The following is a 24,690-nucleotide window of genomic DNA, read 5'->3' as shown; positions in this document are numbered from 1 at the left end:
GTCAGCGCACCGCGCCGAACAGCGCGTCCCACATCGCCTGGATGGTGGAGATCACGCGCGCATTCACGCCGTAGGCGGTCTGCAACTGCACCATCGACGCCACCTCCTTGTCCACATCGACCCCCGATCGCTGCTGGAGGCGGGAGGCCAGGACATCCCGCAGCCCTTCCGCGCGTTCCCTGGTGGCGGTCGCGGCCGCGCGGGTGCCCGCCTGTTCCGCGACCAGCGCGCTGCCGTAATCCTCCAGCGTCCGCAGCCCGCTGAGGGGTGAGGAGAGCGTGCCATCCGGCCCGAGCCCGCCGCTGGCGAAGCCAGGCTGCGGCGTGCCCGCGGCGACTTCCGCGCCGAAGGTGAAGTCGAGCACCCGGTCCAGCAGCGTCGCGAAGCCTGCCGGCCCCGTGGCGGTGTTGGGCGTGAAGGCCGTGGGCCCGCCCGGCGCCGCCACCACCGCATGGGTGCCGTCCCGCACCAGGGCGGGGTCCGCCACCACGTCCGGGTTCACCCGGATGGCGCCGGCGAAGCCCACCATGGCGCTGCCGGCATAGGGCTGGGTCACGTCGGGCACCGTGCCGGCATCGTCGGTGAACAGCCGCAGGCCCTGCGCCTCCATCCGGTAGGCCAGCTGAGACGCGGCGACATCCGCTTCCGCCTGCATCCGCGGCAGTGTCGCATCCCGCAATTCCGCCGCCGCGCCCAGCCGCCCGCCGGCGAGCCGGCGCGTCACGTCGATGCCATCCAGCATCACGCCGGGCAGCGTGCCGCCATTGCCGTGCCAGGCACCGGACCCCACCGTCGCATCGGCGAGCGTGAAGGGGCGGCCCCCTTCCTCCAGCGGCAGCGTGATGCCGCCGCGCGCCACCAGCGTCACCTCCCCGTTGCCGCGGCGGATGACCGTGATGTCGAGGCTTTCCGACACCTGCCCGATCACCTGGTCCCGCTGGTCCTCCAGCTCCGCCGTGCTGCGGCCGGACGCGGCCTCCCGCCGGATCGCGTCGTTCAGCCCGGCGATGGCGGAGAGGTTGGCGTTCAGCGCCTCCACCTCCGTCCGCATCGCATCCTGCGCCTGCTGCCGCGCCTCCCCGATCGCGGCGGAGACGCTGTTGAGCCGCCCGGCCAGCGTTTCCGCCGCGGTGACGACGGTGCCGCGGCGGATCGCATCCGCCGGCGCTTCCCGCAGCGCCACGATCGCGTCGCGCAGCCCGCCCATCAGCCCGCCGACGCTGTCGCCATTCTCGGGCGACCCGTGCGCCGCCTCCACCCCGCGCAGCAGGTCCTCCCGCAGCGCGCCCGCCGCGACATCGCCCTTCGCGCGGTCCTGCGCCGCGATCAGCGCCAGGTCCACGTCGCGCGCCACCGGCTGGCTGCGCACGCCGATGCCGGTGCCCGCCGCCGTCAGCGTGCGGCCTTCCAGCACCTTGCGCGTATGGCCATCGACGCCCGCATTGGCGATGTCGTGGGACGCGCGCGCCATCTGGCGCTCCAGCAGCCGAAGGCCGCTGCGCGCGACGGTGAAGGCGAGGTCGAGGCCCATCGCTCAGCTCCCCGGCGGTGCTGCCTCAGCGCTTCATGTTGATGGTGTCCTGCAGCATCTCGTCGCTGGCGGTGACGATGCGGGTGTTGGAGGTATAGGCCCGCTGCGCGAGGATGAGCTTCGAGAATTCCGCCGCGATGTCGACGTTCGACCGTTCCACGGAATTGGTGACGAGCTTGCCGACCCCGTTGGTGGAGGCGTCGGTCACGCGCGCCTCCCCGCTTTCCACGGTGCGCAGGTAGGCCTGGCCGTCCAGTTTCTGCAGCTTGTCCGGATCGTTGAAGGCCACGACGGGCACGCGCGCCACGATGCGCGTCTGGCCATTGTCGTAGTTCACCGCGACGTCGCCATTCTCCCGCACCGTCACGCCGTTATAGGCGCCGAGCGGCACGCCATCCTGCGACAGGTCGCGCACCGAATACTCGGTGCCCGCATACATGGTCAGGCCCGTCGGCACGCCGAAGCCGCCCAGGTTGATCTGCACCTCCTGGTTCCCGTAGCCGTAGTCAACGGTGAAGCCGAGGAAGGCGTTGTCCCCCGTCTCGGTCGGCGCGGGCGTGGTGCCGGTGGTGTTGGCCCGCATGGTGATGGAGGAGATCGTGCCGGGCGCCGCCGTCACCACCGGCGGGCCGGCGGCGATCTGGCCGCCGAACCGCACATCCACGAAACGGCCATCGGCGGGGTTCGTCGTGTCGTTCTCCGGCGTGATGCGCAGCCGCCAGGTGTCGGTATCCAGACGCCACCAGTCCAGCGTCACCTGCTGCTGGTTGCCCAGCGCGTCATAGATCTGGATGACGCTGCTGACCGGGTCCTCCGTCGGTGCCCAGGGGGCTGCGGCGGGGATCGCCGCCACCGCGTCCACATTGCTCGGCAGGTTCGCCGCCAGGTCGATGGAACTGGTCGGCACGGGGTTGTAGACGAGTTCGGAAATGCGGATCGGCGCCAGCGTGGTGCGGTCCGGCTGGCCGGTCGCCAGCATGGTCCAGCCTTCCAGGTAGTAGCCGCTGCCATTCACCATGTAGCCGTCGCGGTCCATGGCGAAGTCGCCGGCGCGGGTGAACATCTGCCGGTCGTCGAAGATCACGTCGGCGCCCGAGCCGCCGCGGGATTGCGCGACGGAAAAGAAACCCTGGCCGGCGATCGCCATGGCCAGCGGGTTCTCCACCTGCTCGATCGTGCCCTGCACGGTGTTGGTGTAGTCCGGCCGCGCCTCCACCGAGCCCGGCAGGTTCACCCGCAGGTTCGACCGCGTCAGCCAGTTGGTGAAGTTGGTGTCGGTGCGCTTGAAGCCGACGGTCTGGCTGTTGGCGACGTTGTCGGAGACATGGCCCAGCGCGCGGGCCTGCGCGGCAAGGCCGCTGATCGCGGTGGTCATCGAGCCGAGCAGCGACATGGTCCGGATGCTCCAGAAGGGTTTTGGGACCGGTGGCGTCGCCGCCCCCCGGGCCCGGTTGTCGCGGTGCCTTCGCACCCCGCCTGGCCGTGCCAGCGCAACCCGCGTGCCAGCGCCTGCCCCCCCGCCGGCAGGACCAGTCCTGCCGGCCGGCGGCAGATCCTGCCGGGCAGGGACCGGCTTCTGCCGCCGGCCGGCGGCCCGGCCCTGGCATGGCCGTTGCGCTGGCGGCCCCGAACCGCATCCGGCACCCGCATGGACCTTTCCATTCCCCTGGCCAGCCCGCCCGGCAGCGCCACGGCGTCCTCCGGCCCGCCTCCTGGCCCGCCCCCTGGCGGCCCGGCCGGGCGAGGCCGTTTCGGCCAGGTGCTGGAAGGCGCGGTGGCGGCGGGTGGCGAGGCCCAGGTCCCCGACAGGGCGGCCGCCCCCGGGGAAGGCCCGGTTGCGAGCCCCGGGGGCATCACCGGCACGATCGCGGACGCCACCAGCGCTGAGAGTCCCGCCGGTCCGCCGCCGGACATGCCGGCCAGTGCCTCCGAGGGGATCGGGGACGCCGCGGCGGGTGCCATGCCGCCAACCCCCGACCCGGCCGCGGACCTGGTGGCCGAGCCTGCCCCTGGCCTTCCGCCCGATCTCTCCCTGGGCCCCGACCCGGCGCCGGACGTCGCGGCCACGGCCGGACTCCTGCCGGTGACGCCAATGGCGATCGAGCAGGCGATGGCCGCGCTGCCGGTCGCCCCGCTGGCGCAACCCGCCTCGCCCCCGCCCGCCCTGGGCGCGACCACGCCCGCGCCGCCGGCCGCCCCGCCATCGGTGGCAACGAGCGCCAGCGCCCCCGGTGCCGCGGCTGCCCCGCCGGGTGGTGCCGTGCCAAGCCTTCCATCCTTGCAGGCGCCGGCGCCTGTCCTCGCCGATGGTGCCGCGCCGGCGCCCGCCGGAGCGGCCGCGGCCCCCCTTGCCCCATCGCCGCCGGCGGGGCCCGCGGAGGCCGCTTCGGCGCCACTGCCCGAATCATCGATGCCCGCCGCAGCACCGGCCCCGATGGCCGGCCCGGCGGCGGCCCAGGGCGGCGTGACGCGGACGGCGGAGACCCAGCCGGCGGAAACGCAGGCGTCAGCGATCCAGGGGGCAGCGGCCGGGCCTGTGCCCCCGGGTCCCGATGCGGCGCCGGACCCCGCGCGGCTGGCGGAGGCCGTCGCGGCGGCGATGCCATCCGGGGCGCCGGACGGGCCGGATGCCGTCCCGGTCGCGCCGCCTGGGGTGACGGGGGTCGCACCGGCCCCGCCATCCGCCGCCGCCGCGCCGGCTGGCGCGACCCCGGCGCCGAGCGCGATCCCGGCCCCGACCGCGGCCGCGGCCCCGGGCGCCGGCCCGCCATCCCAGGCGGCCAGCCCGGACCAGGCCGCGCTTCCCGCCGCCGCCACCCTGCCCATGGCCGGCGTGGTCGTCGTCGCCGGCCAGGCCGCCGCGGGAACGCGGCCCGCCGCCCCTCCATCCGGCCCTGCCTCCGCGCGGCACGGCAATGCCGTGGCGGTGACCGCCACCGGCGCCGACGCTGCCCCCGCCGTCGCCCTTGGCCCCGCCATCGGTCCCGCCAGCAGCCCCACGAAGCTGGACGCCGCCCCGGTCACCGATCCGGCGCCCCTGCCCGAGGGCGCCGCCCCCCTGGCCGAGGCCCCGGCCGCCGCGACCCCCGGTGCCGAGGCCAGCCGCCCGGTCCCGGCCATCGCCGTCGAGCCGCCGTCGAGCGGCCATCACGCGGCGACGCCGGCTGCCGAGCCGCGCGCCGATGCCGCGGCCACGCCGCCACAACCCCCCGCCGCCACCGATCCGGCGCCGCGCACCCCGCCCATGCTGGCCCGCGCCAGCGCCACGCAGGTCGCCTGGCCGGCCCGCCAGGTCGCGCCCTTCGCCGTCGCCCTGGCGCTGGGCGGCGAATCGAGCCTGACGCTGACGCTGGACCCGGTGGAACTCGGCCGGGTGGAGGTCTCGATCGACCGCAGCCGGGGCGAGGCCCTGGTGCGCGTGACGGCGGAGCGCGCCGATACGCTGGCGCTGCTCCAGCGCGACGCCCGCGACCTGGAACGCGCCCTGGCCGATGCCGGGCTCGGGGAGCGTGGGACAAGCCTGTCCTTCAGCCTCGGCGATGGCGGCGCGGCGCGGGACCAGGCGCAGCGGGATTCCCTGGCCCAGGGCCAGGCGCAGGGCGCCTCATCCCCCCGGGCCGCCGCGCCCCGCGATGCGGTCCCCCCGCTGCCCGGGAACGGGCCCCTCCATCGCCAGGGGGCCGCGCATCGCGGCCTCCTCGACCTTGCCGTCTGAAGGAGAAACGCCATGAGCGGCAGCATCAGCGCCACCAATTCCACCACCTCCGGCGCCCAGGCGACCGCCAGCAGCAACCGCCTGTCGGCCGACCTGAACACCTTCCTGCGGCTGCTGACGACGCAGCTGCAGAACCAGGACCCGACCCAGCCGATGGACGCCAACCAGCTGACGCAGCAGCTGGTGCAGTTCTCCACCGTCGAACAGCAGATGAACACCAACACCACGCTGCAATCGCTGCTGTCGCTGCAGCAGGCCGGGCAGCTGGGCCAGGCGGCGGCGCTGGTCGGCCGGCGCGTGACGGTGGAATCGGACCGCCTGCCGCTGCAGAACGGCCGCGCGGATGTGAACCTGCCCGCCGCCGGCACGGCCCGCGCCGCGCGGATCGAGATCCGCGACACCACCGGCAACCTGGTCCGCGCCCAGACCGTGCCGCTCGGCACCGCCGCCAGCACCTGGCAGTGGGACGGCAAGGATTCCCGCGGCCAGCTGCGCAACGACGGCAGCTACCGCCTGACCGTCACCGGCCAGGCCAGTGACGGCGGCACCGCGGCCATCAGCCACACCGTGACCGCGGAGGTGACGGGCGCGACGCGCGTCGATGGCGCGGTCACGCTGAAGATGGGCGCGGTGAACGTCGCCTATGACCGGATCAGGGACATCGTCGCCGCGCGCTGAGGGCGCGCGGCCGCCGCGCTACGCCTGGAGCCGCCGGATCGCCGCCACCATCGCCGCCGTGGCGGCGTCGAGCGGAGGCGCCGCGGTTGCGGCATCGGCGGCTTCCGCCTGCCCGGCCAGGGCCGGCAGGATGCCGCCGGCCAGTTGCTTGCCCAGCTCCACCCCCCATTGGTCGAAGGGATTGATGCCCCAGAAGGCGCCGAGGCAGGCGACCTTGTGCTCATACAGCGCGACCAGGGCGCCCAGCGTCTCCGGCGTCAGCGCCGGCAGCAGGATGGAGACGCTCGGCCGGTTGCCTGGGAAGGTCCGGTGCGGCGCCAGGCGGTCGATCTCCGCGGCGGGCAGGCCCGCCCGCGCCATCTCCGCCCGCGCCTCCGCCTCCGTCCTGCCGCGGGCCAGGGCCTCGGCCTGGGCGAGCGCATTGGCCAGCAGGATGCGGTGGCTTTCCGCATGCGTATGGTCCGGCCGCGCGACCAGCACGAAATCCACCGGCACCGGCGTGGTGCCCTGGTGGATCAATTGCAGGAAGGAATGCTGGGCATTCGTCCCCGGCTCCCCGAACACCACCTGCCCGGTGGCATGGGCGACCGGCGCGCCCTCCACCGTCACCCGCTTGCCGAGGCTCTCCATCTCCAGCTGCTGCAGATGGGCGGCGAAGCGCGACAGGCGTTCGTCATAGGGCAGCACGGCGCGGGCGGGGTAGCCCAGCGCATTCACGTGCCAGACCTCCACCGCCGCCAGCAGCAGCGGCAGGTTGGTGGCCTCCGGCGCCGACAGGAAATGCTCGTCCATCGCGCGCGCGCCGGCCAGCAGGCCCTCGAAGGCCGGCATCCCGCAGGCCAGCGCGATGGAAAGCCCGACGGAAGACCACAGGCTGAACCGCCCGCCGACCCAGTCCCGGAAGCCGAAGACGCGGTCGGGCGCGATGCCGAAGGCTGCCGTCGCGGGCAGGTTGGTGGACAGCGCCGCCAGATGCGCGCCCGCCGCCGCCTCCCCCAGCGCCGCCGCCAGCCAGGCCTTCACCAGCCCCGCATTGGCCATCGTCTCCTGCGTCGTGAAGGTCTTGGACGCCACCAGCACCAGTGTGCGGGCGGGGTCCAGCGTGGGGCGCAGCGCCTCCCACGCATGGGCGTCCACATTCGCGAGGTAATGGGCCCGCATCGGCATGCCATGCCGCCACAGCGCCCGCGTGACCATGGCGGGGCCGAGGTCCGATCCCCCGATGCCGATATTCACGACATCGGTGAAGCGATCCCCCCGCGCGCCGCGGAGGGTGCCGTCATGCACGCCGCGCACGAAGCCCGCCATGGCCGCCAGCGTGCCATGCACGACGGCGGAGGCATCCTCCGCCCCCGCCTGGAAGGCGCCGGCCGGCCCGCGCAGCGCCAGGTGGAGCGCGGCGCGCCCTTCCGTGCTGTTCACCGCCTTCCCCGCCGCCATGGCGTCCCGGAAGGCCAGCACCCCCCGGGCCCGGGCCAGGGCCAGCAGCGCATCCAGCACCGGGGCCACCAGCGCCGTGCGGGACAGGTCGAGCATCAGCCCCGCGGCATGGTGGGTCAGCGCGGCGGCGCGGGCGGGATCGGCATCCAGCTTCGGGCGGATGGCGGCGGCACCGGGCTGGCGGCCAAGCGCCATCAGCGCCCCCCAAGCCTCTCCATCCGTCATGGCTGCCCTCCGCTATGCCGCCGGCCAATGTTCCGGCCGCGCCCTAACGAGCGTGTGCCGGGTCCGGTTCTCGGTCTAGATACCGTTCCGACGGAGGACTGCGAAGGGAAGCGGAATGGCGGGACGGTCGGTGGGCCAGCCGGGTCGGGGCCAGGGGGGGCAGGTCCCCGCCGTCCAGGGGCGCGCGGCGGCCCGGGGCGGGCGGTGGCTGACGCTGAGCCTGGCGGCCTTCGCGCTGACCGCCACCTGGCTCTTCGCCGCCACCGTGCTGCTGGATCGCCAGTCGACGCTGGAACAGGGCTGGACGGATGCGGAGAACACCGCGGCCCTGCTGGCGCAGCACACCGACCGCGTGCTGCGCATCGCCGCCATCACCGCCGAACGGGTCGAAGCCCTGCTCGACCGCCATGGCATGGAGGAACTGGGGGAACGCCGGCAGCCCCTGCTCGCCGCCCTTGCCGCCAGCACGCCGGAAGTCTCCAAGCTCTGGATCATGGATGGGCAGGGCCATGTCGCCGGCAGCAGCGAAGGCACGCTGCTGCTGGGGCGGGATTACTCGAACCGCGCCTATTTCGCGCCGCTGCTGCAGGGGGGGCGCGACCACATCTCCGGCATGCTGTTCAGCCGCCCGGAAAGCGGCTGGTACTTCACCTGGAGCCGCGCCCGCCGCGACGAGACGGGCGCGCTCTCCGCCGCCATCGTCATTGCCATCGGCAGCGCGGATATCAGCCAGGTGGCGGCCGGGCTGGCACTCGGCCCCGGCGCCATGCTGCGCCTGTCCCGCGAGGATGGCACGGTGGCGATGCAATGGCCCGTGCCGCCGGTGGGCCTGGCGGTGCCGGCGCCCGACCCGCTGCCCGGCCCCATCGGGCGGCGGGAGGATACGGCCGCCGATGGCAGCCGCCGCCTGGTGGCCTGGTCCAGCACGCCCGGCCTCGCCCTGGTCGCGACCGCCGCCATGTCCCGCGACCATGTGCTGGCGCCCTTCCATGCCAGGCTGCTGCGCAACGGGCTGCTGTTCGGCGCCTCCATCGCCATCGCCGGGCTGCTCGCCATCGCCGCGCTGCGCGCCGCGCGGCGCGAGGGGCAGGCGCTGGCCTCCGCCGAGGAACGCGGCAGCGCGCTGGCCTTCGCGCTGGCGGAGCGGGAGGATCTGCTGGCCTCCGTCCAGGAAGGGGAGGCGCGGCTGCGCCTGGCGGAACAGGCCGGCGGCATCGGCCTGTGGGACTGGGACCTGCGTGATGGAAGGCTGACGCTGATCGGCGATGTCTTCCTGGCCTGGGGCCTGCGAATCCGCCGGCGCGTTTCCACCCGCGCCGCGCTGCGCGCCGTCCACCCGCAGGACCGCCCCGCGCTGCAGGCGGCGCTGGATGCCGCGGTGCGCGGGGATGCGCCGCTCGACATCGAATTCCGCCTGGCGCCACCCTCGACGTCCCGCGGCCCCGGGATGCGGGACGCCGAGCCCGATCGCTGGATCGGCGTGCGCGCGGAAGTGCGGCGCGCCATCGGCGGGGAGGCGCGGCGCCTGCTCGGCATCGCGCTCGACGTCTCCGCCCGGCGGCGGGAAGCCCAGGCGCTGACGGAAGCCAACGCCATCCTCGAACGCCGCGTCGCCGAACGGACCCGCGCCCTGGCCGATGCCAATGCCCGGCTGCGGGAAGGGGAGGCGCGGTTCCGCGGCATCTTCGACGCCACCTTCCAGTTCATCGGCCTGCTGTCGCCGGATGGCACGGTGCTGGAGACGAATGAGGCGCTGCTGCGCCTGGTCGGCACCAGCGGCGCCAGCATCGCCGGCCGCAAATCCTGGGAAGCCCCCTGGTGGCCGGAGGAGGAGGTGGAGGCCGTGCGCGCTGCCATCCGCCAGGCGGCCGAAGGCGGCTTCGTGCGGCGGGAAGCGCGGATGCGCGCCGCCGATGGCAGCATCATCACGGTCGACTTCTCCATCAAGCCGGTGCGGGGGGAGGATGGGATCGTCTCCCTCCTGGTGCCGGAGGCGCGCGACGTCACCGACCTGAAGGCCACGCAGGCGCAACTGCTGGAAGCGCAGAAGATGGAGACGCTGGGCCGCCTGACCGGCGGCGTGGCGCATGACTTCAACAACCTGCTGATGGCGGTGCTGGGCAACCTCGCCTTGGCCCGCAAGCGCCTGGGGGAGGCACCGCCGCCGGCCGTCATCCGGCACCTCGATGCCGCGACGCTCGGCGCGGAGCGCGGCGCGCAGCTGACGCAGCGGCTGCTGGCCTTCGCGCGGCGGCAGGACCTCAGGCCCTCCGCCGTCGATCTCGCTGCCCTGCTGGCCAATCTCCGCGACCTCATCGCGCGTTCCGCCGGCCCGCGCGTGACGGTGGCGGTGCAGGCACCCGCCGGCCTGCCGCCCGCGCTGGTCGATCCGCATGCGCTGGAACTGGCGCTGATCAACCTGGTCGTGAATGCGCGGGACGCCATGCCCGATGGCGGCCGCATCGAGGTGGTGGTGGAGGAGGCGACGCCCCCGCAGGGCGTCGCCCCCCCGCAGGCCGGCGTCGTGCCGCATGCGGCGGCGCCCATGCTGCGCATCGCGGTCAGCGATACCGGCCATGGCATGGATGCGACCACGCTCGCCCGCGCGGTGGAGCCCTTCTTCTCCACCAAGGGGCCGGGGCAGGGGACGGGGCTCGGCCTGTCCATGGTGCATGGCCTGGCGCACCAGTCCGGCGGCGCCTTCACCATCGACAGCGCGCCGGGGCAGGGCACCACCTGCACGCTCTGGCTGCCGCGTTCCGGCGCCCCGGCGCTGCCGCTGGCCGCCGCGCCGGAAGTGGTGGCGCCGCATGGCACCGGGCGCGTGCTGCTGGTGGATGACGAACCCCTCGTCCTCGACAGCACCGCCGCCCTGATCGAGGAGCTGGGCTACGAGGTCGCGACCGCCACCTCCGGAGAGGCGGCGCTGGCCGTGCTGGATGCGGCGGCCGAGCCCTTCAGCGCCGTGGTCACCGATTTCGCCATGCCGGGCATGACGGGCGCGGCGCTGGCCGGGCGCATCGCGGCGCTGCATCCGGGCCTGCCGGTCATCCTGGCCACCGGCCATGCCGGCCCCTGGCCCGAGGGCCCCGGCCCGCTTCGCCTGGCCAAGCCCTACAGCCTGGCGGAACTCGCCATGGCGCTGGACAGCGCACTGGCCCGCGCGGCGGCGTGATCCGGCGTCGACCGCGTGGCGCGGTCGTAGAGTTGCGTTGACCGCGGGGGAGGCTTCGGCATATTCCTCCTATCCATAGAAGGATTGGAGGAAGCGCATGAGCGGTGCATTGCGGGCGGGGGGCCAGGGCGAATACCGGCTGGAGGGCCGCGTCGCGGTCGTCACCGGCGGCAGCAGCGGCATCGGTGCCGCCACCGTCCGCCGCCTGGCCGCTGCCGGCGCTTCCGTCGTCATCGGCTACAACAGCGGCGCGGACCGCGCGGCCGCGCTGGTCGCGGAACTGCCCGGCCCCGGCTGCCACCTGGCGCTGCACATCCCGATGGAGGACAGCGCCGCCATCCGCGCCGCCGCGGCGAAGGTCGAAGCCGCCTATGGGCGCTGCGACGTGCTGGTGAATTCCGCGGGCGTGACGCGCGCGGTGCCGCATGCCGACCTCGAAGGGCTGGACGATGCCAGCTTCGACCGCATCCTGATCACCAATGTCCGTGGCCCCTTCTCCACCATCCGCGCCTTCGCGCCGCTCATGAAGCGGGGCGGCGATGCGGTGGTGGTGAATGTCTCCTCGCTCTCGGCCTCCACCGGCCTCGGCTCCTCCATCGCCTATTGCGCGTCGAAGGCGGCGCTCGACACCATGGGCATGTCGCTGGCCCGCGTGCTGGGGCCGGAGGTCAGGATCATCAGCGTCTCCCCCGCCGCCGTCGCCACGGATTTCGTGCCGGGCCGCGGGCGGGAAGGGGTGGAGCGCCAGGCCGCGACCACGCCGCTCAAGACCGTCGCCGAAGCCGATGACGTCGCACTCGCCATCATGGCGGCGGCCACGCATCTGCGCCTGACCACCGGCACCGCCATCCTCGTCGATGGCGGGCGTCACCTGTAATGAGAAGGGATGTTCCGATGCCCGACACCGTGCTGATGCCGCCGAGCGAGGCGGTGCTCTCGCCGTCCGACGGCACGCTGGCCTACATGACCGGCTTCGCCAATTCCTTCGCGACGGAGGCCGTGCCCGGCGCGCTGCCGGTCGGCCGCAATTCGCCGCAGAAGGCGCCCCGCGGCCTCTATGCCGAACAGCTCAGCGGCACCGCATTCACCGCGCCGCGCCACGCCAACAAGCGCACCTGGTTCTACCGCATCCGCCCGAGCGTCCGGCACGGCAACGGCTTCCGCCGCATCGATGCCGGGCTGATCCGCACCGCGCCCTGCCGCGATGAAAGCGACCTCGGCATCGGGCAGCTGCGCTGGCACCCCATCGCGATGCCGGAGGAACCCACGGATTTCATCCAGGGGCTCCGCACCATCACGACCTGCGGCGACGCGCAGATGCAGGCGGGCATGGCGAGCCATGTCTACCTCGCCAACCGATCGATGGATAACCGCTACTTCTACAACGCGGATGGGGAGATGCTGCTGGTGCCGCAGATCGGCGCCATCGAGGTCTTCACCGAATGCGGCCGGCTGCACGCCACGCCCGGCGAGATCGTCCTCATCCCCAAGGGCATGAAGTTCAAGGTGGACCTGCCGGATGGTCCCGCACGCGGCTATGTCTGCGAAAACTATGGCGCCTACTTCACCCTGCCGGAACGCGGCCCGATCGGCGCCAACTGCCTGGCCAATCCGCGCGACTTCCTGACGCCCGTCGCGGCCTATGAGGACCGGGAGGAACCCTGCGAGCTTCTCGTGAAGTCGCAGGGCAAGCTCTACACCACGCAGCTCGCGCAATCGCCGCTCGATGTCGTCGCCTGGCACGGCAATTTCGCGCCCTGCAAGTATGACCTTCGCCGCTTCTCCCCGGTGGGATCGGTGCTGTTCGACCACCCCGATCCCTCGATCTACACGGTGCTGACAGCACCGTCCGAAACGCCCGGGACCGCGAACGTCGACTTCGTCATCTTCCCGGAGCGCTGGGTGGTGATGGAGGACAGCTTCCGGCCGCCCTGGTACCACATGAACGTCATGAGCGAGTTCATGGGCCTGATCTACGGCCAGTACGACGCCAAGCCCGAAGGCTTCAAGCCGGGCGGCATGAGCCTGCACAACGCCCTGATCGCCCATGGCCCGGATACCGAGGCTTTCGAGAAGGCGTCCACCCGCGAACTGAAGCCAGAACGCCTGTCCGGCACCATGGCCTTCATGTTCGAGACCCGTTACCCGATGTCCCCCACGGGCTACGCCTCCTCGCTCGAACTCATGGATACCGGCTACCCCGATTGCTGGGACGGCCTGACGCGCGACTTCCGGCCGCGATGAGCGGTGACGAGGCGGGCACGCTCTGGCCCGCGCCCGCCTCCTTCGGCCGCGACCTGCCGCTGCGCTACCAGGTCCACCAGCATCTGCTGGCGGCGATCCGCGCGCGGCCACGCCAGGCGCAGGCGATGCGCCTGCCGACCGAAGCCGAGCTCGCCCGCCACTACGGCGTCGGTGTCGTGACGGTACGGGAGGCACTGAAACCGCTGGAGGCGGAAGGCGTCATCACCCGCCACCGCCGCCGCGGCACCTTCGTCGCCGCCGATGCACCGACCGCGCCGCCCCTCGAACTCCGCGGCTCGCTCGATTCCCACTTCGCGCAGCACAGCGCGGAGGAATTCGAACTGCTGGAACAGGCGGAACTGCCCGTGCCGCCGCGCCTGGCCGCGCAGTTTCCCGGCGCCGCGGCGCTGTCCATGTTCCGACGCCTGCGCCGCAACGCGGGCGAGGTCGTCAGCCACGCCGTCAACTGGCTTCCCGTCGAACACGGGCGCCGCGTGCCGCTCGACGTCCTCGCGAAATGGCCGATGACGCGCGTGCTGCGCGATGCGCTGAACCTGCCCGTCTCCCGCATCGAGAACAGCATCGAAGCCCGCGCCGGCAGCCCAGAAGTGACGCGCCTGCTCGGCGTGCCGCCGCTCAGCCCCATCCTGTTCTTCACGGGCATCAGCCAGGACGCGCAACGCCGCGTGCTGGACCTGGTGGAGATCGACTACCGCGCGGACCGGTTCCGCTTCGGGGTGAGCTTCGACGTGGCGCAGAACGAATAAGGGTGAGGCTCCGCCTCACACTCCGCCGGGGGGCGTGGCGCCCCCCGGACCCCGCCGTCAAGAAACAATCAGGAGGAACGACAGGAAATGACCATCATCAGCAGGCGTGCGGCGCTCGCGGCCCCACTCGCGGCGCTTGCCACACCCAGCCTCGCGCAGACCTGGCCCGACCGGCCCATCACGCTGCTGCACGGCTTCGGCGCGGGCGGCAACGCCGATGTCATCGCCCGCGTCATCGCCGCCCCGCTCGCCGAGGCGCTGGGCAAGCCCGTCGTCGTCGAAGCCCGCACCGGCGCGGGCGGCAACATCGCCAGCGAAGCCGCCGCCCGCGCCCGGCCCGATGGCCACACGCTGATCCTGCTGACCGGCGGCCACGCCGTCTCCGCGGCGCTGTTCCGCACGCTGCGCTTCGACCCGATCGAGGATTTCAGCTTCATCTCCACCGTCTCCGTCTTCCCCTTCGTCGTCGCCACGCGCGCCGATGGCCCCATCACGTCACTGGCGGACATGGCGGCGCGCGCGCGGCGCGATCCCGGCGGCCTCACCTTCAGCTCCGTCGGCGTCGGCTCGACGCAGCACCTCACGGGTGAATTGCTGGCGCAGACGCTCGGCGTCTCGCTGACCCACGTGCCCTATCGCGGCGGCACGCAGCCGCTGACGGACCTGCTCTCCGGCCGCATCGACATGATGGTGGACAGCGTGACCGTGACGGGCGCGGGCATCGCCGCCGGCACCGTCCGCGCGCTCGGCGTCACCAGCGCCACCGCCTGGCCCAGCCTGCCGGAGGTGCCGACCGTCGCCAGCGCCGCGCCGGGGTTCGAGGTGGTCTCCTGGGTCGGCCTGGCCGCCCCCGCCCGCACGCCGACGCCCATCGTCGAACGCCTCAACGCCGAACTCCGCCGCGCCGTCGCGATCCCCGCCGTGCGCGAAAGGCTGGAGGCACTCGGCACCCGCGTCGCCCCCAATTCACCTGACCAGATGCGGGGCTTCGTGGCCGGGGAGGTCGCTCGCTGGAACCAGGTGATCGACCGCGCGCGCCTCGAACGGCAGTAGCGCCAAGCTGGCGAGGGAGGCAGCCGCCTACCCCGCCAGTACCCGCAGCCCCCAGGTCGCGGCGATCCCCGCGATGATTGCCGCGCCCATGTTCCGCGTCGCCACCTGCACGCCCACCACCACCGCGGCGCCCATCCAGCCCGGCCATCCCAGTGCCAGCAGCGGCGGCGCGACATAGGCGGCGAACAGGCACCCCGGCAGGTGTCGCAGCACCATCTCCACCCAGGGCGGCGGGCGCACCGCGCGCAGCACCGCATAGCCCCCCGCCCGGCAGGCATAGGTCACCAAGGCCATGCCGGTGATGGCCGCCAGCACGTCCCAGCGCACCATCCACATCTCAGCCACGGCGCGCATCCTCCCGCGGTGGCATCCCCCGGCCGCGCAGCTCCATCCAGGCGCCCAGCCCCGCACCGGCAAAACTGCCCAGCAGCAGCGGCAGCGGCACGGGCAGCGCCGCGCGATGCGCCGCGATGGCGACGATGGCCGCGACGCCCCAGGGCAGCAGGTCGAGCCGCGGCCCGCGCCACAGCGGCACCAGGATGGACAGGAAGGCCGCGATGGAGGCGAAGAACAGCGGATGCCCCGGCGGCACCCGCACCAGGCCGCCGCCCAGATGCCCTGCCGCCACGGTGCCCACCCAGCCGACCCAGATGCAGAGGCCGACCCCCAGCAGGAACCCCGCATCCCGCCCGCCCGCCCGCTGTTCCGCGACGCCGAGGGCGAAGGAATGGTCCACCAGCGTGGACAAAGTGCCCCACAGCTTCCAGCCCCGCAGCTTGTCGAGCCACGGCGCCAGCGCCGCCCCCATCGGCGCCATGCGGATGTTCACCACCGCCGCCGCGATGGTCGCCGCCAGGATCGGCGCCGGATCGGTCCAGAGTTCCAGCACCACCAGCTGCGCCGCGCCGGCGAAGACGAAGCTGCTCATCAGCACCGTCTCCGCGAAGCTCAGCCCCTTGGCGGCGGAGAGCACGCCAATGACGAGTCCGAAGGGCACCATGCCGATCAGCAGGGGCACGGAGGTCACGGCACCGCGGCGAACGCCGTTTCGCGTGAAGGTGACGGGGCCGCGGATGGTCATGGCGCAGGCGGGGAAGGCGCTGCCTTCCCCGGACCCCATCCGTCAGGAGGCAGAGACTCCTGGACCATCATCCATGTCCTGGGTTTCAAGGGCGCGCTGGCACTTGGCATGGGGGGTATCGGGGGGAACGGCCTTCCCCCCGGGCCAAGACGCACCGTCACCCCTGTCTTGCCGCCAGCAGCCGATCCTCCGCCTCGCCGGGGTCCATCCCCAGCGCCCGCCCCGCCACATCCCGCCCGAAGCCACCCCGCGCCAGCGCCGCCATCGCCTTCCGTCGTTCCTCGATCGGCGTTTCCGCCGGTCCGAACGGCCCGATCCGCCGCCGCCGGCAGAAGGCCAGCGCCGCATCCAACTCCGCCCCTTCCTCCTCCGGCAGCGCGGCAGCGGCGGTTTCGGCATCCACGCCCTTCGCCGCCAGGTGGGCCAGCGCCGCGCGGCGGGACTTGCCGCCGCGCAGCAGGCGCCGCGCCCGGCTTTCCGCGAAGGCCGCGTCATCCACGCTGCCTGTTGCCACCATCTTCTTCGCCACCTCCGCCGCCGCCTGCCGGCCCGCGGCGACCGCGGCCTCGGTATCCGTCATCCCGAATGCTTCCGCCGCGCGCTTCCAGCGATCCACGCGCCGCATCAGCACGCGTCGCAGCCCGACCTCGGTCGCGGCAAACCGCGCGAGGTGCGCCACCGCCGCTTCCTGCAGCCGCGCGGCGCCGGGCGGCGGTCCAGGCGGACGCGGTTCGGAGGGGGAGTGCCCGGCGCGGGGGTTGCGGCGCCGCTCTTGTGCCATGGGCTTATTCTGCCATGGTCCGCCCCCTCATGGCGACCCTCACCCCCGACTCCCCCATTGATGCTACGCACCCCGCCTGGCGCGGCTTCGTCGCGCTGACATCGCGGGAGACGAAGCGCTTCCTGAAAGTCTGGGCGCAGACGCTCGGCGCGCCCGTCGTCACCACGCTGCTCTTTCTCGCCGTCTTCGTGCTCGCGCTGGGCGAGACGAAGAAGGAGGTCGGTGGCATCCCCTATCTGGAGTTCCTGGGCGCGGGGCTGGTGGTCATGGCGCTGGCGCAGAACGCCTTCTCCAATTCGGCGTCGTCGCTGATCATCATGAAGGTGCAGGGCAACATCGTGGACCTGCTGATGGCGCCGCTGCCGCCGGCGGCGCTGCTGGGCGGGCTTGTGGCGGGGGCGGCGCTGCGCGGGCTGGCGGTGGCGGCCGTGGTGGTGGCGACGATGTGGCCCATCGTCGGCTTCTCCATCCCCGCGCCGTTCACCGCGCTGGCCTTCGCCGTGCTGGGATCGACGCTGATGGCGATCCTCGGCGTGCTGGCGGGGCTCTGGGCGCAGAAATTCGACCAGATGGCGACCATCACCAATTTCGTGATCACGCCGCTCGCCTTCCTGTCCGGTACCTTCTACTCGGTGGAGCGCCTGCCGGAGGGCGTGCGGATGGTGGCGCATGCGGACCCGCTGTTCTGGATGATCGATGGCTTCCGCGCCGGCATCGCGGGCCATGCGGAAGGCAATACCGCGCTCGGCCTGCTCGCGCTGGCGGCCACCACGCTCGGGCTGTGGTTCGTCGCGCTGCGTCTGGTGCGACAGGGATGGCGCCTGCGCGCCTGAGGCGCGGGGATGGCGCCTGCGCGCCTGAGGCGCGGGGATGGCTACTGCGCGCCTGAGGCGCGGCGGGATGGCGGGTGGTTGACGGGACGCCTTTCGCAACCACCGGGGCTCTCGCCGCGTTGGGGTGGCATGGCCGGGATGTGACGCCCCGGCCCGCAATCCCGGGAGACCCCACGCCATGTTCACCAGCAAGACGATCCTGACCATGACCACCGCGGCCGCGCTCTGCGCCGCGCCCATGCTGGCCTTCGGCCAGGCGAATCCGGGCGGCACCAGCCAGCAGCCGCCGGCCACGCAGACCCGCCCCGCGGGTGGCACGCCGGGCAACCCGCCCTCCACCGCGACCCAGCGCGCGCTGGATGGCGTGACCGGTAACCGCACCGATCCCGACGGCACCGGCAACAACCCGCCCGGCACCGCCGCCGGCCGCGCGGTCGACCGCGCCGCGGGCAATGCCCCCACCGCCACCGGCGCCACCACCGGCGCCACGAGCCCGGGCATGGCCGTGGACAGCATGCGCCTGCGGGAGGGCCGCCGCGCCAGCCAGGTGATCGGCAGCACCGTCTACAACGAGAACAACGAAAGCATCGGTGAGGTCGACGACCTCATCGTCCCGGCCGCCGGTGGCCAGCCCGTGGCGGTGATCTCCGTCGGCGGCTTCCTCGGCATCGGCGCCCGCCTGGTCGCCGTGCCGTATGAGCGCCTGACCCACAATGGCGAACGCAACCGCTGGATGCTCCAGGGCGCCAGCAAGGAGAGCCTGCAGTCGCTGCCGGCCTTCACCTACGACAACGCGACCCGCCGCGGCTGATCCCGCCCGCCTGTCGTCCCTGACCGTGCCTGCCTCCAACGGAGACTGAACCGATGAAGCGTACCCTCTTCGCCCTGGCGGCCCTCGCGCCGCTGGTCGCCTGCGCCAATCCGCAGGATGGCCGCCCGGGCAACCCGCCCTCCACCGCCAGCCAGCGCGCCTATGACCGCGCCACGGGCAGCCCGCCCACCAGCGCCGACGGCACCGGCAACAACCCCTCCGGCACCGGCGCGACGCGCGCGCTGGACCGCGCGGCGGGTACCAACACCTCCGGCGCCTATCCGTCCCAGTCCGATGGAACCCGCGCCAACCCGCCCGGCACGGCGGCGGAACGCGCCTATGATCGCGCGACGGGTTCCAACACCTCCGGCGCCTATCCCGCCAACAGCGGCGGCGTGCGCCAGTAGGCTCAGCCGCCCAGCCTGGTGGAGATCGCCTGCGCGCAGCGCAGCGCGCCGTCGCGCAGCGCGATCTCCCGCATGGCCTCCGTGCCGTCGAGATAGGGAATGCTGAGGGCCGCCACGCAGGCGCCGTCCGGCCCGAAGACTGGCGCGGCCACGGCGCGGATGCCCGGCGCATATTCCCCGGCATCCGTCGCGCATCCCGCCGTCCGCGCGTCATCCAGCGCGCGGCGCAGCGCGGCGCGGTTCGTCAGCGTCGCCGGCGTCCGTTGCGGCAGCGGGCCTGCCAGCAGGCGTGACCGCAGATCATCCGGCGCGAAGGCCGTCAGCAGCTTGCTCGCCGCCCCGGCATGCAGCGGGAAGCGCCGCCCGACCTGCGTCGTCACGGCGTAGCTTTCCGGGCTTTCGGCGATCGCGACCACCAGCGCCTCCATCCCCTCCAGCACCGACAGCTTAACGGTGCAGCGCAGGGCGCGCGCCGCCTCCTCCATCGGCCCGCGCGCCAGCGCCACCAGGTCGAATCCCGACGGCACCGCCCGCGCCAGGCGCAGCAACAGGGGGCCGAGGCGATAGGTATTGCCGTCGCCGCGCACCACCACCCCCCGCGCTTCCAGCGAATTCAGCACGCGATAGACCGTGGACCGCGGAATGCCGAGGCGGAGCGCGAGGTCGCGGATCCCCGACGGCCCGCCGGCCAGCGCCTCCATCACATCGACCGCCCGGTCGATGGCGGGGATGCGGTGGGCCATGGCGGGGGCGGCGTCGTCCCCGGACGCACGGATTTCCATTGACCGCTCGCCCTCGGATCGGGTTGAGTTATACCAGATAATAACTGGCAGTTCAAATAATAACTAATATGCCGAGCATCGGCAAGGGGAAGGAACCGTCCATGATCCGCCGTCGCCATCTGCTGGCCGCAGGCCTTGCCGCGCCCGCGCTGCCCGCCCGCGCCCAGGCCGCCTGGCCCACGCGCCCGATCACCTTCGTCAACGGCTTCGCGCCGGGCAGCACGATCGACATCGTCGCCCGCACCATGGGGCGGGAGATCGAGGCCCGGCTCGGCCAGCCCCTGGTCATCGACAGCCGCCCCGGCGCGTCGGGCAACATCGCCGCGCTGGCGATGCTGCGGGCGCCGGCGGATGGCTACACGATCGGCCTCGCGCCCATCACGCTCGGCACCAATCCCTGGCTGATGAATGTCGGCTACGACCCGCAGCGGGACATCACGCTGGTCGCGCGCATGACGGCCGTGCCGGTGGTGATCGCGGTCGCGGCCTCCACGGGTTTCCGCACGCTGGCGGACCTGCTGGCCTTCGCGCGGCAGTCGCCGGAACGGCTGACGCTCGGCCATGGCGGCGTCGGTGCCTCCGGCTTCCTGGCCGCGCATCTCTTCGGCCGCGCCGCGGGCTTCCAGCCGCTGATGGTGCCGTTCAGCGGCACCACGCCCGTCTACCAGGCGATGCTGGCGGGCACGGTGCACGGCACCTTCACGCCGGTCGACAACGTCCTGCCCGGCCAGGTCGCGGCGGGCGCGATGCGCGTGCTGGCGGTGATGCAGGAGACGCGCATCGCCATGCTGCCCGACGTGCCGACGACCCGGGAACTGGGCTTCGGGCCGGAGGTCGATTTCCGGTCCTGGCACGGCGTCATGGTCCGCGCCGGCACGCCTGCGCCGGTGATCACGCGGCTGTTCGAGGCAACGGTCGCCGCCGCCGCCAACCCGGCCGTGCAGGAAGCCCTGCTGCGCGCCGGCGTGGAGCCCGCGCCGAGCGCCAGCATGGAGGAGGCGCAGGCCTTCTACCTCGGCGAGGTTGCGCGCTGGGGCGACCTGATCCGCGCCCTCGGCATCCGCCCGCAATAGGGGCAGGCACCATGGAACTGACGATGCTGCTGCCGCCGCATCCCAATCGCAGCTGGCGGTTGGCGCGGCAGATGGGGATCACTGCCGCCATCTCGAAATGCGCGCCGGAGCTGACGGGCGATGCGGCCCCCTGGCAGCCCGGCGTGCTGGCCCGGGTGCGGGACCGCTTCGCGGATGCCGGCATGCGCCTGATCGGGCTGGAGGGCGACCAGTTCGACCTCTCCCGCGTCAAGCTCGGCCTGCCCGGCGCGGACCAGGATGTCGCGCGGTACTGCGCGATGGTGGAGGAAGCCGGCCGTCTCGGCATCGGCCTCATCTGCCAGAACTTCATGGCCACCGGCTGGAACCGGACGGAGGCTGCGGCACCCGGCCGCGGCGGCGCGCATGTCTCCCGCTTCCGGCTGGCCGATGCCGGCGTGCTGCCTGATGCGGTGGACAGGACCGTCACGGCGGCGGCGATGTGGCGCAACCTGGCCGCCTTCCTGACCGCTGTCGTGCCGGTGGCGGAACGCGCGGGCGTCACCATCGGCCTGCATCCCGACGACCCGCCGGTGCCGATGCTGCGCAATGTCGCGCGCGTGCTGATCTCGGCCGCCGACCTGGAACGCGCCTGCGCCATCGCGCCCTCGCCCGCCCTCGGCATCACCTTCTGCCAGGGCACGCTGGCCGTGGCGGGGGAGGACCTGCCTGCGCTGGTGGCGCGATGGGGCAGGCTGATCCGCTTCATCCATGTCCGCGACCTCCGCGGCACGGCCGAGGCCTTCGAGGAAACCTTCCCGGATGAGGGCATCACCGACATGCCCGCGCTGTTCCGCGCCTATGCCGCCGCGGGCCTCGATGTGCCGATCCGCCCCGATCACGCGCCGTCGATGGAGGGCGACGCACCCGGCAGCCTGCCGACGCCCGCGCAGGCGATGACCGCGGGCTACGAGCCGACCGGCATGGTCTTCACCGTGGGCTGGATGCGCGGGCTGATGCGCGCCACCTGCCTCGGTTGATTCCCCCACACAACAGGCAGGAACCGCCGCCATGGCCGACCACGACGTCGATACCCAGGCCCTCCAGAAGGAGGCGAAGATGATGAAGCTGGAGGCACTGATCGCCGAGCGGGAGGTGCACGAGATCACGCCCCTGCCCATCCCGGACGACGAATTGCTGGCGCGGTATGAGAAGCTCTACACCGGCGCCATCTCCGACGTGCTGCGGGAGCATGTGCTGATGGACCAGGCGCTGCCCGGCCATCTCCGCCCGCTGCGGCCCGAACGCACCGTCGCGGGCTTCGCCTTCACGGTGAAGAGCGCGCCGAACCTGAAGGTGACCGGGGAGCTGACCTTCCGCACCGGCATGATCGAGCAGATGGGCCGCAACGACTTCGTGGTCTGGGACGCGACCGGCGACATGGAAGGCACGCAATGGGGGGGCGTGATGACCGCGACCGCGGTCGGGCTCGGCGTGCGCGGGGCCGCGATCGATGGCGGCATCCGCGACACCGCGCAGATCCTGCAGAAGGATTTCCCGGTGTTCTACCGCTACCGCTCCCCCAACGGGTCGCTCGGCCGCTGCCTGATCTCCCACTACCAGGTGCCGATCAAGGTCGGCTCGGTCTGGATCCGCCCCGGTGACATCGTGGTGGGGGACATGGACGGGGTGATGGTGGTGCCGCGCCGCCTGGCGGTCGCGGTGCTGGAACGGGCCGAGCAGATCCTGGGCAATGAGCGGGAGATCTTCCGCTGGGTGGCGGAGGGCGACAGCGTGCGCCAGATCACGGAGAAGGGCGGGTATTTCTGACCGCCTGGCCGCCAGGCCGCATCGGGTGGCGCGCGGGGTTTTGACCCCGGCGCGCCTTTCGTGCAATTTCCACCGCTTCCACGCCCGCCTTGGCGAATGGACGTCCAAGGCCGCGCGGACCGACGGAGGATGGATCACGTGATCCCCGCCCTGATGCCGACCTACAACCGCGCCGACCTCGCCTTCGAGCGGGGCGAGGGCGCCTGGCTGTGGACGACGGATGGGCGACGATACCTCGATTTCGGCGCGGGCATCGCGACCTCCAGCCTCGGCCACGGCCACCCGCATCTCACGAAGGTGATCGCGGAGCAGGCGGCCAAGGTCATGCACGTCTCGAACCTGTATCGCGTGCCGCAGGCGGAGGAACTGGCCGCGCGCCATGTCGCGCATTCCTTCGCCGACAGCGTCTTCTTCTGCAATTCGGGCGCCGAGGCGAACGAGGGCATGGTGAAGGCCGTCCGGAAGTACCATGCGGAGCAGGGGCATCCCGAGCGCTTCCACATGATCTGCTTCGAGGGCGCCTTCCACGGCCGCACCCTCGGCATGCTGTCGGCCACGGGCAATGAGAAGTACCTGGCCGGCTTCGGCCCGCCCGTGCAGGGCTTCGATCATGTGCCCTTCGGCAACATGAACGCGGTCCGCGCCGCCATCGGCCCGCAGACCGCCGGCATCATGATCGAGCCGGTGCAGGGGGAGGGCGGCGTCCGCCCCGCCGATCTCCGCTTCCTGCGCGAACTCCGCGCCGTCTGCGACGAATTCGGGCTGCTGCTGGCGCTCGATGAGGTGCAGACCGGCATGGGTCGCAGCGGCAAGCTCTGGGCGCATGAATGGGCGGGGATCGAGCCTGATGTCATGTCCTCCGCCAAGGGCATCGGCGGCGGCTTCCCGCTGGGTGCCATCCTGGCGAGGGAGAAGGTGGCGAAGTACCTGAAGCCCGGCACCCATGGCACCACCTATGGCGGCGGGCCGCTGGCCTGCGCCGCGGGCAATGCGGTGCTGGACGTGGTGCTTGCGCCCGGCTTCCTGGACCAGGTGGACCGCGTCGCCCGAGTGCTGTGGCGCGGCCTGCTCGACCTGGCCGCGAAGCATCCCACGGTGATCTCTGGCGTGCAGGGCGCCGGGCTGCTGCTCGGCCTCAAGCTCCGGCCGGAGGTGAACAACGGGGAGATGCAGGGCGCCGCCGTGGCGGAGGGCCTGCTGACCGTCGCCGCGGGGATGAATGTGCTGCGCCTGGCGCCGCCCCTCATCATCACGGAGACGGAGGTGGAGCAGGCGCTCGCCCTGCTCGACCGCGCCTGCCTCCGCATGACCCCTTCGCAGGCGCAGGTCGCCGCGAAGTGAGCCTGGCGTCCGATCGTGTCGCGGGGGGCGGCAGGCCCGCCCCCCGGCATTTCCTCGAACTGATGGACCATGACGCCGCCACCCTGCGGCGCATGCTCGACCTCGGCGTGCAGGCCAAGCGCGGGCAGGTCGAGGGCAAGCCGCTGGCCGGCAAGACCGTCGCCCTGATCTTCGAGAAGCCCTCCACCCGCACCCGCGTCAGCTTCGAGGTCGGCATCCGCCAGCTCGGCGGCGATGCCATCGTGCTGTCCTCGAAGGACATGCAGCTCGGCCGGGGAGAGACCCCGGCCGATACCGCCCGCGTGCTGTCCCGCTACGTCGATGCCATCATGCTGCGCACCGACAATGTCGCGAAGATCCGCGAGCTGGCGGAACACGCGACGATCCCCGTCATCAACGGCCTCACCGACGTCTCCCACCCCTGCCAGCTGATGGCGGACCTGATGACGTTCGAGGAACATCGCGGCCCCATCGCCGGCCAGGTCGTCGCCTGGACGGGGGATGGCAACAACGTCGCGCAATCCTTCATCCAGGCCGCCGCGCGCTTCGACTTCACGCTGCGGCTCGCGACGCCTCCGGAACTCGCGCCCCCCGCGCAACTCGTCGACTGGGCGCGGCGCGAAGGCGCGCGGATCGAGCTGACGGCCGACCCCCACGCCGCCGTCGCCGGCGCGCGCTGCGTGGTGACCGATACCTGGGTCTCCATGTCGGATGAGAAGGGGGATGCGCAGATCAGCCGGCACAACCTCCTCGCCCCCTACCAGCTCAACGCCGCCCTGCTGAAGGGCGCCGCGCCGGACGCCATCGTCATGCACTGCCTGCCCGCCCATCGCGGGGAGGAGATCACCGATGAAGTCATGGACGGCCCGCAGAGCGTGGTGTTCGACGAGGCCGAGAACCGCCTGCATGCCCAGAAGGGCGTGCTGCTCTGGGCTCTCGGCGCGGCCTGAAGCTGTCTGTTCAGT

Annotated in this window: 22 protein-coding genes; 15 read left to right on the top strand and 7 right to left on the bottom strand. The window is 72.8% G+C overall.

Annotated features, from left to right (window positions below):
- Position 1: 1 nt before the first annotated feature.
- Positions 2 to 1,531, bottom strand: a complete 1,530-nt coding sequence (locus BM041_RS31950; protein WP_092962473.1) for a flagellar hook-associated protein FlgK — start codon at positions 1,529 to 1,531, stop codon at positions 2 to 4.
- A gap of 25 nt (positions 1,532 to 1,556) precedes the next feature.
- A complete protein-coding gene (locus BM041_RS24110) occupies positions 1,557 to 2,924 on the bottom strand; it encodes a flagellar hook protein FlgE (RefSeq protein ID WP_092962472.1) in 1,368 nt (455 codons plus the stop codon).
- Positions 2,925 to 3,179: 255 nt separating this feature from the next.
- Between BM041_RS24110 and BM041_RS24105 the strand changes: the two genes are divergently transcribed.
- Positions 3,180 to 5,246: a flagellar hook-length control protein FliK gene (locus tag BM041_RS24105; protein WP_139226161.1), complete on the top strand. Its 2,067-nt coding sequence runs from the start codon at positions 3,180 to 3,182 to the stop codon at positions 5,244 to 5,246.
- A 12-nt stretch (positions 5,247 to 5,258) separates the two neighbouring features.
- Positions 5,259 to 5,924, top strand: a complete 666-nt coding sequence (locus BM041_RS24100) for a flagellar hook assembly protein FlgD (RefSeq protein WP_092962470.1) — start codon at positions 5,259 to 5,261, stop codon at positions 5,922 to 5,924.
- Positions 5,925 to 5,942: 18 nt separating this feature from the next.
- Here the strand turns inward: BM041_RS24100 and pgi are convergent, their stop codons facing one another.
- Positions 5,943 to 7,589 (bottom strand): glucose-6-phosphate isomerase, encoded by a 1,647-nt coding sequence (gene pgi / locus BM041_RS24095; RefSeq protein ID WP_092962469.1) that lies wholly within the window; start codon positions 7,587 to 7,589, stop codon positions 5,943 to 5,945.
- Between the two features lie 115 nt (positions 7,590 to 7,704).
- Between pgi and BM041_RS24090 the strand changes: the two genes are divergently transcribed.
- The 5 genes from BM041_RS24090 (at position 7,705) to BM041_RS24070 (ending at position 14,828) form a co-directional block, all read left to right on the top strand.
- The gene (locus BM041_RS24090) at positions 7,705 to 10,764 is read left to right on the top strand and encodes a hybrid sensor histidine kinase/response regulator (RefSeq protein ID WP_092962468.1); all 3,060 of its coding nucleotides are present in this window, start codon (positions 7,705 to 7,707) and stop codon (positions 10,762 to 10,764) included.
- 97 nt (positions 10,765 to 10,861) lie between these two features.
- Positions 10,862 to 11,641, top strand: coding sequence for an SDR family NAD(P)-dependent oxidoreductase (locus BM041_RS24085; protein WP_092962467.1), 780 nt, complete (start codon positions 10,862 to 10,864; stop codon positions 11,639 to 11,641).
- A 17-nt stretch (positions 11,642 to 11,658) separates the two neighbouring features.
- The gene (gene hmgA, locus BM041_RS24080) at positions 11,659 to 13,008 is read left to right on the top strand and encodes a homogentisate 1,2-dioxygenase (RefSeq protein ID WP_245762249.1); all 1,350 of its coding nucleotides are present in this window, start codon (positions 11,659 to 11,661) and stop codon (positions 13,006 to 13,008) included.
- Complete coding sequence (locus tag BM041_RS24075) at positions 13,005 to 13,775, top strand: GntR family transcriptional regulator (RefSeq protein WP_092962466.1); 771 nt, start codon at positions 13,005 to 13,007, stop codon at positions 13,773 to 13,775. The genes hmgA and BM041_RS24075 overlap by 4 nt, the downstream gene beginning before the upstream one ends.
- 87 nt (positions 13,776 to 13,862) lie before the next feature.
- On the top strand, positions 13,863 to 14,828 hold the full coding sequence (locus tag BM041_RS24070; RefSeq protein WP_092962465.1) for a tripartite tricarboxylate transporter substrate binding protein: 966 nt from the start codon (positions 13,863 to 13,865) through the stop codon (positions 14,826 to 14,828).
- Between the two features lie 27 nt (positions 14,829 to 14,855).
- On the opposite strand, the gene BM041_RS24065 is transcribed toward BM041_RS24070, so the two are convergent.
- From BM041_RS24065 to BM041_RS24055, 3 genes are all read right to left on the bottom strand, one after another.
- Positions 14,856 to 15,164, bottom strand: a complete 309-nt coding sequence (locus BM041_RS24065; protein ID WP_245762256.1) for an AzlD family protein — start codon at positions 15,162 to 15,164, stop codon at positions 14,856 to 14,858.
- A gap of 1 nt (position 15,165) precedes the next feature.
- A complete protein-coding gene (locus BM041_RS24060; protein ID WP_092962575.1) occupies positions 15,166 to 15,909 on the bottom strand; it encodes an AzlC family ABC transporter permease in 744 nt (247 codons plus the stop codon).
- Positions 15,910 to 16,066: 157 nt separating this feature from the next.
- On the bottom strand, positions 16,067 to 16,690 hold the full coding sequence (locus BM041_RS24055; RefSeq protein WP_092962464.1) for a regulatory protein RecX: 624 nt from the start codon (positions 16,688 to 16,690) through the stop codon (positions 16,067 to 16,069).
- Between the two features lie 14 nt (positions 16,691 to 16,704).
- Between BM041_RS24055 and BM041_RS24050 the strand changes: the two genes are divergently transcribed.
- The 3 genes from BM041_RS24050 (at position 16,705) to BM041_RS24040 (ending at position 18,741) form a co-directional block, all read left to right on the top strand.
- The gene (locus tag BM041_RS24050) at positions 16,705 to 17,523 is read left to right on the top strand and encodes an ABC transporter permease (protein ID WP_245762248.1); all 819 of its coding nucleotides are present in this window, start codon (positions 16,705 to 16,707) and stop codon (positions 17,521 to 17,523) included.
- A gap of 178 nt (positions 17,524 to 17,701) precedes the next feature.
- Entirely contained in the window at positions 17,702 to 18,334 is a 633-nt protein-coding gene (locus tag BM041_RS31005; protein WP_217648834.1) for a PRC-barrel domain-containing protein, read from the top strand.
- Positions 18,335 to 18,387: 53 nt separating this feature from the next.
- Positions 18,388 to 18,741 (top strand): hypothetical protein, encoded by a 354-nt coding sequence (locus BM041_RS24040; protein ID WP_175534133.1) that lies wholly within the window; start codon positions 18,388 to 18,390, stop codon positions 18,739 to 18,741.
- A 2-nt stretch (positions 18,742 to 18,743) separates the two neighbouring features.
- Here the strand turns inward: BM041_RS24040 and BM041_RS24035 are convergent, their stop codons facing one another.
- Complete coding sequence (locus BM041_RS24035; protein ID WP_217648833.1) at positions 18,744 to 19,484, bottom strand: IclR family transcriptional regulator; 741 nt, start codon at positions 19,482 to 19,484, stop codon at positions 18,744 to 18,746.
- Positions 19,485 to 19,624: 140 nt separating this feature from the next.
- On the opposite strand from BM041_RS24035, the gene BM041_RS24030 reads away from it, so the two are divergent.
- From BM041_RS24030 to argF, 5 genes are all read left to right on the top strand, one after another.
- Entirely contained in the window at positions 19,625 to 20,596 is a 972-nt protein-coding gene (locus BM041_RS24030) for a Bug family tripartite tricarboxylate transporter substrate binding protein (protein WP_175534132.1), read from the top strand.
- Positions 20,597 to 20,607: 11 nt separating this feature from the next.
- Positions 20,608 to 21,594: a mannonate dehydratase gene (locus BM041_RS24025; protein ID WP_092962461.1), complete on the top strand. Its 987-nt coding sequence runs from the start codon at positions 20,608 to 20,610 to the stop codon at positions 21,592 to 21,594.
- 31 nt (positions 21,595 to 21,625) lie between these two features.
- A complete protein-coding gene (locus tag BM041_RS24020) occupies positions 21,626 to 22,384 on the top strand; it encodes an RraA family protein (RefSeq protein ID WP_092962460.1) in 759 nt (252 codons plus the stop codon).
- 138 nt (positions 22,385 to 22,522) lie between these two features.
- A complete protein-coding gene (locus BM041_RS24015; protein ID WP_175534131.1) occupies positions 22,523 to 23,725 on the top strand; it encodes an aspartate aminotransferase family protein in 1,203 nt (400 codons plus the stop codon).
- On the top strand, positions 23,722 to 24,675 hold the full coding sequence (gene argF, locus BM041_RS24010; RefSeq protein ID WP_092962458.1) for an ornithine carbamoyltransferase: 954 nt from the start codon (positions 23,722 to 23,724) through the stop codon (positions 24,673 to 24,675). The genes BM041_RS24015 and argF overlap by 4 nt, the downstream gene beginning before the upstream one ends.
- Positions 24,676 to 24,690: the final 15 nt, after the last annotated feature.

It is taken from the genome of Falsiroseomonas stagni DSM 19981 (assembly GCF_900114315.1).
GTDB lineage: Bacteria > Pseudomonadota > Alphaproteobacteria > Acetobacterales > Acetobacteraceae > Falsiroseomonas > Falsiroseomonas stagni.
This window is presented reverse-complemented; position numbering and strand designations above follow the sequence as displayed.